The organism is Streptomyces sp. NBRC 110028, from assembly GCF_001417735.1.
In the GTDB taxonomy this organism is placed as follows: domain Bacteria; phylum Actinomycetota; class Actinomycetes; order Streptomycetales; family Streptomycetaceae; genus Streptomyces.
Genome location: NZ_BBUZ01000025.1, coordinates 104,226 through 116,333, shown reverse-complemented (window position 1 = coordinate 116,333; position 12,108 = coordinate 104,226). Strand labels below are relative to the sequence as shown.

9 protein-coding genes and 3 tRNA genes are annotated in these 12,108 nt (G+C 70.0%); 5 read left to right on the top strand and 7 right to left on the bottom strand.

Annotation, left to right across the window (positions count from 1 at the left end; all coding sequences use genetic code 11):
- Positions 1-5: 5 nt before the first annotated feature.
- Positions 6-548, top strand: a complete 543-nt coding sequence (locus tag ASC60_RS41615; RefSeq protein ID WP_144383701.1) for a hypothetical protein — start codon at positions 6-8, stop codon at positions 546-548.
- 5 nt (positions 549-553) lie between these two features.
- Positions 554-1,321: a hypothetical protein gene (locus tag ASC60_RS13095; RefSeq protein WP_159043246.1), complete on the top strand. Its 768-nt coding sequence runs from the start codon at positions 554-556 to the stop codon at positions 1,319-1,321.
- On the opposite strand, the gene ASC60_RS13090 is transcribed toward ASC60_RS13095, so the two are convergent.
- The gene (locus tag ASC60_RS13090; protein ID WP_055550285.1) at positions 1,318-2,292 is read right to left on the bottom strand and encodes a recombinase family protein; all 975 of its coding nucleotides are present in this window, start codon (positions 2,290-2,292) and stop codon (positions 1,318-1,320) included. The two genes, ASC60_RS13095 and ASC60_RS13090, sit on opposite strands and share 4 nt — an antisense overlap.
- A gap of 531 nt (positions 2,293-2,823) precedes the next feature.
- Between ASC60_RS13090 and ASC60_RS13080 the strand changes: the two genes are divergently transcribed.
- Positions 2,824-4,713: a site-specific integrase gene (locus ASC60_RS13080; RefSeq protein WP_055550283.1), complete on the top strand. Its 1,890-nt coding sequence runs from the start codon at positions 2,824-2,826 to the stop codon at positions 4,711-4,713.
- Positions 4,714-4,861: 148 nt separating this feature from the next.
- On the opposite strand, the gene ASC60_RS13075 is transcribed toward ASC60_RS13080, so the two are convergent.
- The 3 genes from ASC60_RS13075 to ASC60_RS13065 all read right to left on the bottom strand — a co-directional run bounded on the left by ASC60_RS13075 (position 4,862) and on the right by ASC60_RS13065 (position 5,281).
- Positions 4,862-4,938: transfer RNA gene (locus ASC60_RS13075), tRNA-Ile, on the bottom strand.
- 192 nt (positions 4,939-5,130) lie between these two features.
- Positions 5,131-5,203, bottom strand: a tRNA-Asn gene (locus tag ASC60_RS13070).
- A 5-nt stretch (positions 5,204-5,208) separates the two neighbouring features.
- Positions 5,209-5,281: transfer RNA gene (locus tag ASC60_RS13065), tRNA-Asn, on the bottom strand.
- 204 nt (positions 5,282-5,485) lie between these two features.
- On the opposite strand from ASC60_RS13065, the gene ASC60_RS13060 reads away from it, so the two are divergent.
- The gene (locus tag ASC60_RS13060) at positions 5,486-5,758 is read left to right on the top strand and encodes a hypothetical protein (protein WP_055550281.1); all 273 of its coding nucleotides are present in this window, start codon (positions 5,486-5,488) and stop codon (positions 5,756-5,758) included.
- Positions 5,759-5,783: 25 nt separating this feature from the next.
- Positions 5,784-7,235 (top strand): FGGY family carbohydrate kinase, encoded by a 1,452-nt coding sequence (locus ASC60_RS13055; protein WP_055550279.1) that lies wholly within the window; start codon positions 5,784-5,786, stop codon positions 7,233-7,235.
- On the opposite strand, the gene ASC60_RS13050 is transcribed toward ASC60_RS13055, so the two are convergent.
- The 3 genes from ASC60_RS13050 to ASC60_RS13040 all read right to left on the bottom strand — a co-directional run bounded on the left by ASC60_RS13050 (position 7,236) and on the right by ASC60_RS13040 (position 12,075).
- Positions 7,236-8,573, bottom strand: coding sequence for an RNA polymerase sigma factor (locus ASC60_RS13050; protein WP_234356925.1), 1,338 nt, complete (start codon positions 8,571-8,573; stop codon positions 7,236-7,238). It lies immediately after the preceding gene.
- A gap of 194 nt (positions 8,574-8,767) precedes the next feature.
- A complete protein-coding gene (gene dnaG, locus ASC60_RS13045) occupies positions 8,768-10,708 on the bottom strand; it encodes a DNA primase (RefSeq protein ID WP_055550277.1) in 1,941 nt (646 codons plus the stop codon).
- Between the two features lie 71 nt (positions 10,709-10,779).
- Complete coding sequence (locus ASC60_RS13040; RefSeq protein WP_055550275.1) at positions 10,780-12,075, bottom strand: NAD(P)/FAD-dependent oxidoreductase; 1,296 nt, start codon at positions 12,073-12,075, stop codon at positions 10,780-10,782.
- Positions 12,076-12,108 lie beyond the last annotated feature (33 nt).

Below are 12,108 nucleotides of genomic sequence, written 5' to 3'. Positions count from 1 at the left end.
CGGACATGACAGACACCACTGACCGGCGTCAACTCATGAGCCTGGCCTCAAAGTTGCTCGCCCTGCTGCGACTACGCCGCGATCCGGACGGGTTCACGCCCAGCGCCAGGGACGTCTCAGATGCAACGACCCCCGTGGGACAGCGCAAGCCCCTGCTGTCGCACGGCACCGTCAACAGCCTGATGAACGGCACCAGTAGCAACCCCAGATCGTCTACACTCATCGCGCTTGCACAGGCACTCGACGCCCCGGCCGCGTTCCTGCTCCCAGGACCTGAGTGGGACGACCTCGCAGCCCTGTCCGTGTACCAGGAGCGCCCAGAAGCCCGCGAAGTCCTGCGTTTAATGCAGGGTCTTGAGGTGCAGGACATTCTTGAAATCAGTTCGAAGCTCCGGGAGATCCGTGGTCGCAGGGGACTACCCGAAGAGGTCCCCACGATCCCCCCACCTCCCCCCGGCGTCGACCAGCCCCGTGAGGGCCGGCCGCGCCGCCTGCTGAGCCTGCACGAAGCCGCTGAGAGGGCAGCGGATGATCTGGAAGGACGTTGAACCTCTTGGACGGCCTCATCTACGGCGTCTGTGCCCTTGTCACAGCCGTAAGCGCGGCGATACGCCTGCACTACACCCGTAAGCGTCGCAATCAAGCGGTCTATCAAATCGCCCATAGGGCCCGAATGTCGGCGTTCGCAGCCTGCTTCATCGGCTCACTCCTGGCGATCCCCACAGTCGCCGAAGCCATTGACCGACTCATGGACCTCAACGAGGTCTCCTCCCTCGCCTCGGACCTCGCCGCAGTGATCTTCTGGGCATGCCTCCAAGTCATGATCGTGGACTGGACGCACTCAAGAAGCCACGTACAGGCGGGAGTCGCGGTGCGCATCATCGCCGTGTGCTGTGTTGTCGCGGCGATGATCTGGGAGTTCCACATGGCCGACACCGCGCACACTGAGCTGTCCGCGACCTACGCGCGTAGATCCGACGTCTGGCTGTACCTGCTCACCTACCTCGGCTTCACAGCCGTGGCCGGGCTGGAAATCGGCGCCTTTTCTACCGGGCTGGCCATTGCGGCCTGGCAGCAACGACGCGCAGCCGCAACCGGACTGTCCATCGCTGCAGCCGGGGGCATCTTCGGCGTAGCCCATGCGCTCAGCCGTTGCGCGTACATCATCGCTGACCGGACCGGGCACGCGTGGCCGCTGTCTGTCGAAAACGCCGTCAGCCCCGCCTTGGCGGGGCTCTCCATCATCTGTGTGGCCACCGGTCTCGCGCTGGCCACCATCGGCTACAACATCAGCCCCAAAGGCGCCGGCAGCGCAGTTTAGGCGGACAACTCCTCAGCCTCCGCGCCCCACTGCCGCCAATGCAGTGCCACCCGGTCCGCGTCCACCGTGCGAGAGCCTCTGGACGCGGCCGGGTACACAGCCACCTTCTCCAGCATGAGAACCAAGACACCCTTCTTCGCCCTCATCGGCGCGTGCTTCCACCAGCGCACGAGGTCAGGGATGTCACCCACCGGCACATGCTTGACCTGCTCCAGGAGACGAGCCTTCGTCTCGCTCTCGCGGATCAGCTGCGTGAGTTCCTTGTCGGCTGCCCTGAACGCCTTGAGCGACATGTCCGGCGAACGCCCGTAGTCCACGCCCAGCTTCTTCTGCCGACGGCGCGCGGCTGCCGCCTCCTTACGCAAGAGGGCAGCCTGGGCCAGCAGTTCATCTCGCGCCTGACCAATCAGCGCGCTGACGTCCGGCTTGGCCAACTCTGCCAGCACGTGCTCAGCAACGTACGTCTCCAACAGGTCAGCATTGATGCGGACCTTGCCGCACCCGCCCGGATGCTGAGCTGTGCTGGGCGCACACCGGTAACCGCGGCTGCCGCGGTTCGAGGGAGAGGAGCCCAGCGAGGTCGTGCACAGCCCGCAGGTACCCATCAGACCCGGAATCAGGTACTCGCGCTGTGGCGCCCGCTGCTTGTCGGGGTCGTGGACGGGGCGCATGGCGCGGATGGCCTCGAAGTCCTCCCGAGGGATGATCGCGGGGCCGCCCGTTTCGACGAGGTTGCGGTTCTCGTCTTCCTCCAGGCCGGCAATGGCCGGGTGATCGAGCACGTTTGCCAGGACGTCTGGCTTCCACAGGCCACCGCGCGTCGTGCGGTACCCCTCGGCGTTCATCCACTCCGTGATGGCGGGATAGGGCTGCTTGAGCAACCGCCGCGAGGCGGCAGCACGAATGCCCTCCGCCTCGCTCTCGCGCACCCGCCGGTACGCCATGTCTTCAAAGCCGTACAGCCTCGGCATCTCCTCGCCCCTCCTACCGACCCCCTTTAGTGAACTAGTTTACCGAAGATAGGTCACATTGTTGGAAACCCAACAAACACCCCAAGATCACGCGCCACCTCCGTCGATCACGTACTCACCCCCGCGTCCCGGCGCTGCTCGATGCCGAGGACCTTCCACAGCTCCACCGTTGGTACCCGGACTGTGCCGCCTAGCGGGAGCGTCCGAACAGGGAACTTCCCATTGCGGATCAGCTCGTACGCCTTGTCTCGGCCGATTCCCAGAGCACGCCCGGCAGTTGTCACGTTGACCGTGGCCGGAAGAGCCAGCAGCTCCTCCAGACCCATCGCTCCGGCCGAAGCCTGTCCGCCCGCTTCCTGAGCAGTCATCTCGTTGGTCGCAATCTCCCCCGCGCCAACTTGTCAGCAACTTTACAACGCTGTCCGACAGCCCCAGCAAGATCGAGAGAGATCACGCCAGACACGTACGGACACGTACGCACACGAACGGCTGGCTGTGATCCAAGCGACAGTCAACAGGGAGCAGTGTCGGATGTTCGAGCCGAGCTACTACAGGCGGTGCCAGTGCAAGGGACCACTCAAGGACAAGAAGGGCAACCCCGTCCTCGACGCCGACGGCAACCCCAAGATCGGCTCCATCGGCACGACGTGCCCCAAGCTAGGCAAGGGGCACGGCACCTGGAACTTCTACTTCGAGCTCGAACCAGCCGAGGGCGGCACCCGCCAGCGGGTACGCCGCGGCGGCTTCGCCAAGTTGGAAGACGCCAAGAAGAAGGCCAGGGAGATCTACGACGCCGCCATGGCCGGCGGCGACGTGCTGTCCGATGAGAAGTGCGGCGACTTCTTCCTCCGGTGGATCAAGGCGAAGAAGTCCCTGGCCCGTACGACCCGCCACGGCTACGAGGAGCACATCAACAACTACCTCCTCCCGCACCTCGGGCACATCAAGTGTCGTGACCTCAAGGTTCGGCACCTCGACAAGATGTACGACGCGATCGAGAAAGAGAACGCCCAGCGGATCCTCCACCGGCTGCATGTCGACGAGCTCCAGAAGAAGCGCGACGCCGCGCACCGGGCCTGGGTGAAGACGGCGGGCTATGCCAAGAAGGAGGAGCGCCGCGCCGCGCGCCGGGCCTTTCTCGACGCCAACGCAGAGCTGCGCGAGGGAAAGAAGGGGCTGCGGAAGGTCACCTCCGCAGCCACCATGCACCGCATCAACGACACCCTCAGCTCGGCGCTGTCCTGGGGCATCAAGCGCGAACAGCTCTTCCAGAGGAACTGGGCTCAGCTCGTGGAGCTGCCGCCGGTCGCTCGACCCAAGCCGCTCGTCTGGACTCCCGAGCGCATCGAGCACTGGAAGCGCACCGGCGAGAAGCCCGGCCCGGTCATGGTCTGGACACCGGAGCTGACCGGCCAATTCCTCGACTTCGTCAAGGACGATTGGCTCTACGAGCTGTGGCACAGCTTCATCTTCCTCGGCCCCCGCCGCGGCGAGATGGCCGCCCTACCCTGGACGGAGGTCAGCCTCGATGCCCTGTGGCTACGGATCTCCCAGCAGATCGTCGAGGTGGCGTACGAGCTCTACGGAGAAGCGCCAAAGGCCGACAGCGTTCGCACCCTGTCCCTGAGCCTGGAGTCTGCGGACAACCTCGCCGCCTTTCGCGCGAAGCAGGAGAAGCAGCGCCAGGAGTGGGGAGACGCCTACAACGAGAGCGGCCGGGTGTGGACGCACGAGAACGGCGAGGCGCTGCACCCCGACTGGATATCCCGACGCTTCACCCGCCTGGTCGAGCTGTCCGGCCTGCCGCCGGTCCGCCTCCACGACCTGCGCCACCTCGCCGCCACCCTGTCCCTGCTCGCCGGGCACGACATCAAGGTCGTCCAAGAGAAGCTGGGACACTCCTCGCGCCAGATCACCTCCGACACGTACACCAGCGTGCTGCCCGAGATGCTGCGGGCCGAGGCAGAGTCGGTCATGGCCGTCGTCCCCCGCGACGTCCCCTTCCAGGTGCGCACCCCGCTGACGATCCCCGAGGCAGCTTGGCAGAACGACATCGCCGTCTTCTTCGCGCACGGCGCCAGGCAGTCAGGCGACACCTGGGCCGTCGGAGCGCAGACCCAACCGGACTCCGACCTCCTCGGCATGATCACCCTGACCGGCCGGGGTCAGGACGACGCCGCCAACGGAGCGGTGAAGTGGGTACGTGATCACTGCTCCGCGAGCGACCTGGAGCTGGTGCGCGTGGAGGACTTCAACGACCGCTACCTCGAGGAGCAGCGAGCCGACTTCTCGCTCACGCGCTTCACGGTCGCCCGCTCCGAGTCCCCGACCGTCGAGGCATGGGCCCTACCGACCGGCTTGCCTCCGGCGGCGTCCCGCCACGGTCTCCGGGCTCCGAAAGGGCGCCGGAAGGCGGCGTGAGGGCGCTTCTGTCCACTGAATCGCCCCCGCGTCCACTGTGTGTCCACTGGATCTTGGTCTGAACGGATGAACGGGGGGCACCACCTTGGAGTGGTGCCCCCCGTTCTTACGTTTCCGCAGGTAGAAACGGTTCTCCCCGCGTAGTGGGTGGTGGGGCGGGTGGGACTCGAACCCACGGCCGACGGATTATGAGTCCGCTGCTCTAACCGGCTGAGCTACCGCCCCGTAACGGCGCGTCGTGCGCATCTGTGCGCGCCGTCTGCCGCAGCATAGCCGCTCATACGATCTGTTGCTTCGGCGGGCCGATGTTGTGCGCCCGCATGCCGTGGATCGGCCCGGGATCAGGGGGGTGACCAGGGCGTGAACAGGGGACGAGGGCATGAAAAAGGACCCCGCGCGGGGCCCTCTTCCGTGCTGCTCCCCCGACTGGACTCGAACCAGTAACCCTCCGGTTAACAGCCGAATGCTCTGCCAATTGAGCTACAGGGGACCGAGCTCCCCCGACTGGACTCGAACCAGTAACCTGCCGGTTAACAGCCGGCTGCTCTGCCAATTGAGCTACAGGGGATTGCTCCGTGTGCCTCGACCGCGCCCCCGTCCGGGGTTCCCGGAGGGCGTGCGCTCGCTGCGACACATACATTAGCGCAAGCAGGGGGGTGGTCCGCCAATCGGTATGCCCGTGGGTGATCGGAGGGTGATCTGCGGCGCGTGCGGGTAGACGTGCGGCACGACTCCGGGGTCCGAGACGAAGGACAACCAGAAGGGCAGGTCGATGCGCTACCGGCTGACGTTCATGAGCGGGTTGGCTGTGGGTTACGTGTTCGGCACGCGAGCCGGCCGCGAGAGGTACGAGCAGTTGCGTGCGTGCACGCAGCGGTTCGTGCGGAACCCGGCCGTCCGTAACACCGCCGAGTCGGCCGCGCTGGGCGGCCGGGAGGCCGCCACGAAGGCGCTCGGCAAGGTGCGGCCGCTGCGGGACAAGATCACGCAGCGGGAGTCACGCTCCGCGGCGGAGGAGGACGACTGGGGCACCAGCAACACCTAGCCACCGCGGTGGCATGATCTGGTCCATGGGGATAGTCGCCGGGTTGGACAGTTCGTCCGAGAGCACGCGCATCGTCGTCTGCGATTCGGATACGGGTGCCGTACTCAAGCAGGGGTACGCGCCGCACCCGGCGCCGTCCTCCGGGGGAACACCCCATGATGTGGACCCGCAGGCGTGGTTGCTGTCCCTCGGGGAGGCCGCCGAGGGCGGGCTGCTGGAGGGGGTGCGGGCCATCGGCGTCTCGGCGCAGCAGCACGGGCTGCTGACGCTGGACGGGAACGGGGCACTGGTGCGTCCCGCGCAGATGGGCAACGACCGGCGGGTGCAGTCCGCGGCCGCCGATCTGATCGAGACGCTGGGCGGGCGGGCGGCGTGGGCCCAGGCCGTGGGCGCGGTGCCGACCGCCGCCCAGTCGGTGGCGAAGCTGCGCTGGATGGCGCGGTCGGAGCCGGAAGCGGCGCGCCGGGTGGCCGAGGTGCTGCAGCCGCACGACTGGCTGGTGTGGCAGCTGCTCGGGCGGCCGCTGCGGCGTACGACGGACCGCGGTACGGCCTCCGGCACCGGCTACTGGTCGGCGGCGACCGGCGCCTGGCGGTCGGATCTGGTCGAGCTGGCGCTGGGCCATCAGGTGCGGCTGCCGGAGGTCATCGGACCGGCCCAGCCCGCCGGGCAGACGCCGGAGGGGCTGCTGATATCGGCCGGTACGGGCGAGACCATGGCCGCGGCCTTCGGTCTTGGCGTGGGGGTCGGCGACGCGGTGATCTCGCTGGGTGCCTCGGGTTCGGTCTTCTCCATCCACCATGAGGCGCTGGCCGACCACACCGGCACGATCCTGTCGTACGCCGACGCCACCGGCATGCACCTGCCCGTCGTGCACACGCTCAACGCGGTCCGGGCCCTGCGCGGTACGGCGGAGCTGCTGGGCACGGACCTGGAGGGGCTGTCGGCGCTCGCGCTGAACTCCACCCCCGGGTCGTACGGGATGGTGATGCTGCCGTATCTGGAGGGCGAGCGGACCCCGTACCTGCCGCACACCGCCGGGACCCTGACCGGACTGCGGCGCGAGTCCATGAAGCCGGAGCATCTGGCGCGGGCCGCGTTCGAGGGCATGCTGTGCGGGCTCGCCGACGCGCTCGACATCCTGCGGGGGCGCGGGGTCGGGGTGCGTCGGGTGTTCCTGCTGGGCCCGGCGGCCGATCTCCAGGCGGTACGGGCGATCGCGCCCGCGCTGCTGGGGGCGCAGATCGTGGTGCCGCAGCCCGCCGACTACGCCGCGCTGGGCGCCGCCCGGCAGGCCGCGTGGGCGCTGGGCGCCGCGCAGGGGACGCTGTCCCCGCACGAGCCGCCGCGCTGGCCCGCGGCCGCCAGCCAGGTGTTCGAGCCGGGCGACGACCTGGCGGTGGGGCAGGCGGTGCGGCAGCAGTACGTGGCGGTACGGGAGCAGACGCATCCGGGGGCGTTCGAGGCGCAGCCGTAGTTAGTCGAGGTAGCCGCGGAGCTGGTCGGCGAAGGCGTGGTCGCGGAGCTTGTTGAGGGTCTTGGACTCGATCTGGCGGATGCGTTCCCGGGTCACACCGAAGATCCGGCCGATCTCCTCCAGCGTGCGGGGGCGGCCGTCGGCCAGTCCGTACCGCAGCTGGACGACCTTGCGCTCGCGCTCGCCGAGCGTCGACAGCACGGCCTCCAGATGCTCGCGGAGCAGCAGGAACGCCGCGGATTCGACCGGTGAGGCGGCGTCGCCGTCCTCGATGAGGTCGCCGAGCGCGACGTCGTCCTCCTCCCCGACCGGCGCGTGCAGCGACACCGGCTCCTGGGCGAGGCGCAGCACCTCCCCGACCCGCTCCGGGGTGAGATCGAGCTGGAGCGCGACCTCCTCGGGGGTGGGCTCGTAGCCGCGCTCCTGCAGCATCCGGCGCTGCACCCGGACGACCCGGTTGATCAGCTCGACGACATGGACCGGCACCCGGATGGTCCGGGCCTGGTCGGCGAGGGCGCGGGACATCGCCTGGCGGATCCACCAGGTCGCGTACGTCGAGAACTTGTACCCGCGGGCGTAGTCGAACTTCTCGACCGCGCGGATCAGGCCAAGGTTGCCCTCCTGGACGAGGTCGAGCATCGTCAGGCCGCAGCCCACGTAGCGCTTGGCGACGGAGACGACGAGGCGCAGGTTGGCCTCGATCAGCCGGCGCTTGGCCATCCTGCCCAGGACCACCAACCGGTCCAGGTCGAGGGCGAGTTGGCTGTCGAGGTCGGGGGCGGAGGCGAGCTTCTCCTCGGCGAACAGGCCCGCCTCGACCCGGCGGGCCAGCTCGACCTCCTCGGCGGCGGAGAGGAGCGGAATCCGGCCGATTTCGCGCAGGTATTGGCGGAAGAGGTCGGAGGAGGGGCCGGTGGTCTCGGGGCGGGCGGGGCGGTCGGCGGGGCCGCTGTCCGCCTCGACCTCGACCTCGGCTTCGGCTTCGACCCCGGCTTCGGCTTCGACCCCGGCTTCGGCTTCGACCCCGGCTTCGGGCTCAGCTTCAGGCTCGGCCTCGGCTTCGACCTCGGGCTCGGCCGGTTCGGCGGCCGGCTCGGTGCCTGGTGCGGCGTCGGTCCCGGCGTCCTGGGGCTCCGGGACGAGGGCCGCGTCGGGGGGCGCGGGGGGTTCCGGTGGTCCCATGGCCGACGGGGCCGGGGACTGCGGCGGCGCCATGGAGGCCGCGTCGGTGAGGGTCTGGGTCTGCACGGGGGCGACCTCCAGGGTGATCGCTGCTGAGGCGGCAGAACGATCGGGTACGAACGCGCCGGCCACGCCGCCGTCCGTCCCGTACATCATGAGCGGATCTGCGGGGGATTCCGGCCTACCCGGCCAACACCGCCGCGCTCCGAGGACTCAGGCACCGCACCCCAGTGTGGAGTACGACACACGCCCGCCACGAGGGGCGTGCGGGCACTTTTTACGCAGCGGCCGGTGACCGCCCGGTCACGCGACGTCCGCGGTGCCCGGCCACGGCCCCGGCCGCGGCCCGGTCAGAGGGCCGCGGCGCCCTGGGTCTGGAGGGACTGGGCGTACTGCTGGAGGACCCACAGCTCGTTCTGGACGGCGGCCAGATGGGCCGGGTCGGCGCGCTGCCCCAGGCGCTGCAGGGTGCCCTGGACCTCCCTGACGCGGTGGTTGACGGCGGCCTGGCGGACCCGGACCAGATGCTCGCCCGCGTACGCCTCGTCCGCCTCGCGGCGGGTGTGGAGGGGCTCCACGGCCAGCTCGGTGACCATGGCGCGAACCGTGTCGTCGGGGGCGGCCTCGCGGACGCGGCGCAGATAGTCGGTGTCGGCGCCCTCCGCGCCGCCCGCGTCCTCGATGGCGCGGCGCACGGCGGCGTAGGGCGGGGCGGTGAACTCGTCCTCGCCGTAGGCGTCGAAGGCCGGGGAGACCAGCTCGGGGCGCTGGAGGGCCAGCTTCAGCAGCTCGCGCTCGACCCGGTGGGCGGGGCTGCGGAGGTTCAGCGCGGGGCCCCGGGGGCCGGTCGGAGCCGCCGGGCCCCGGGCCTGGCCGGGGCCGCCCGGGCCGCCGGGCCCGCCGGGGGCCGCGCCCCGGCGGCCGCGCTGGTCGGGCCGCTGGTCGCCGCCCCGGCCGCGGTCCCGCGCCCAGCGGGCCAGCTGGCTGACGCGCTGCACGACGAACTGGGTGTCCAGGATGCCCAGCAGACCCGCGAGATGGACGGCCGACTCGTGCTGGATGGAGCTGTTCTTGATGCCCGCGACGACCGGCGCCGCCTCGTCCAGGGCGGCGGCGCGGCCCACCGCCGTGTCGAGGTTGTGGCGGGCGACGATCTGCCGGATGGCGAACTCGAAGAGCTGGGTGCGGCTCTCGACCAGCTCCTTGACCGCGCCGTCGCCGTGCGCGAGCCGCAGCTCGCAGGGGTCCATCCCGCCCGGGGTGATCGCGATGTAGGTCTCGGCGGCGAACTTCTGGTCGTCCTCGAAGGCGCGCAGGGCGGCCTTCTGGCCCGCCGCGTCGCCGTCGAAGGTGAAGACGACCTCGGCGCCGGAGTTGTCCATCAGCAGCCGCCGGAGGATCTTGATGTGGTCGCCGCCGAAGGAGGTGCCGCAGGTGGCGATGGCGGTGGTGACACCGGCCAGATGGCAGGCCATGACGTCGGTATACCCCTCGACGACCACGGCGCGGCTGGTCTTGGCGATGTCCTTCTTGGCGAGGTCGATGCCGTACAGGACGTGGGACTTCTTGTAGAGGGGGGTTTCGGGGGTGTTGAGGTATTTGGGGCCGTTGTCGTCGTCGCGGAGCTTGCGGGCGCCGAAGCCGACGACCTCGCCGGTGATGTCGCGGATGGGCCACATCAGGCGGCCGCGGAAGCGGTCGATGGGGTTGCGGCGGCTCTCCTGGGCGAGGCCGGAGGTGAGGAGCTCCTGGTCGGTGAAGCCGCGGCCGCGCAGGAAGCGGACGAGGTGGTCCCAGCCGGCCGGGCTGTAGCCGACGCCGAAGTGCTGGGCGGCGGCCTGGTCGAAGCCGCGCTCGGCGAGGAACGTGCGGCCGATCTCCGCCTCGGGGCTCTCCAGCTGCTCGACGTAGAACTGCGCGGCCGCCCGGTGCGCCTCGACCAGGCGGGTGCGCTCGCCCTGCTGGCGGCCGGGGGTGGCGCTGCCCTGCTCGTACCGCAGGGTGATCCCGGCCTGGGAGGCGAGCCGCTCGATCGTCTCGGCGAAGGAGAGGTGGTCGATCTTCATGACGAAGTCGACGGTGTCGCCGCCCTCCTGGCAGCCGAAGCAGTAGTACAGCCCCTTGCTGGGGCTGATCTGGAAGGACGGTGACTTCTCGTCGTGAAAGGGGCAGAGCCCCTTGAGATTGCCACCGCCCGCGTTCCGCAGCTGGAGATATTCGGATACGACGGCGTCGATCGGGACCGCGTCCCGCACCGCCTTTACGTCGTCATCGTTGATCCGGCCTGCCACGCGTGAATTCTACGGCCGGGGTCCGACACCGGTGTCCGTCCCGGGTCGGGCCCCCGGCGCGCTGGGGAGTCCTACGGCAGCAGGGAGCCGAGCGGGACGGACGGGTCGGCGAGGGCGCCGGGGTCGGGCCGGGCGCCGGTGCGGATGAGCCGCTGGATGGGCTCGGTGACGTCCCACACGTTCACGTTCATGCCCGCGAGCAGGCGGCCGTCGCTCAGCCAGAAGGCGACGAACTGCCGCTTGCCGACGTCGCCCCGGATCAGGACCTGGTCGTACGAGCCGGGCGGCGCGTAGCCGGAGTACTCCAGGCCGACGTCGTACTGGTCGGAGAAGAAGTACGGCACCCGGTCGTACGAGACGTCCTGGCCGAGCATGGCGCGGGCGGCGGCCGGGCCGCCGTTCAGCGCGTTGGCCCAGTGCTCGACACGCAGCCGGGCGCCGGGCGGGAGGGCGGTGCGCGCCGGGGTGCCTTCGAGGAAGGCGAGCGGGGCGGAGGCGGCGTCGCCCGTCGCGAAGATGTCCGGGTCGCTGGTGCGCAGCGCGGCGTCGACGGCGATGCCGCCGCCCGACGCCCGGTCCACCACCTCCAGCCCGGCGGCCTCGGCGAGGGCGGTGCGCGGGGCGGCGCCGATGGCGGCCAGCACACTGTGGCAGGGGTGCTCCTCGCCGTCGTCGGTGAGGGCGGCGAGCACCATGCCGTCCTGCCCGGTGATCTCGGTGAGCGTGGCGCCGAAGTGGAAGCGGACGCCGTGCTCGCTGTGCAGGTCGGCGAAGAGGGCGCCCAGCTCGGGCCCGAGGACGGAGTGGAGCGGGGTCGGCTCGGGCTCGACGATGGTCACCTCGGCGCCGTAACCGCGGGCGGCGGCCGCGACCTCCAGGCCGATCCAGCCCGCGCCCGCGATGACCAGCTGTCCGTTGTCGCGGCCGAGGGTGGTGAGGACGCCCTTCAGCCGCTCGGCGTGGGCGAGGCGGCGCAGGTGGTGCACCCCGGCCAGGCCGGTGCCGGGGATGTCCAGGCGGCGCGGCTCGGCACCGGTGGCCAGCAGGAGCCGGTCGTAGTGGATCCGGGTGCCGTCGCCGAGGGTCACGGCCTTGGCGGCGCGGTCCAGGTGGGTGGCGGGCTGGCCGAGGTGGAGTTCGATGTCGGCCTGGGCGTACCAGGCGGGTTCGTGGACGAAGACGCTGTCGCGCTCCTGGCTGCCGGTGAGGAAGCCCTTGGACAGCGGCGGACGCTCATAGGGGTGGTCGCGCTCGTCACAGATCAGGATCACCCGGCCGGTGAACCCCTCCGAACGGAGGGTTTCCGCGGCTTTCGCCCCGGCCAAGCCCCCTCCGACGATGACGAACGTCTGGTGTGCGTCGACCACTTGTTTTCCTCCTCGCTGCCGGGCGGTGCCTCT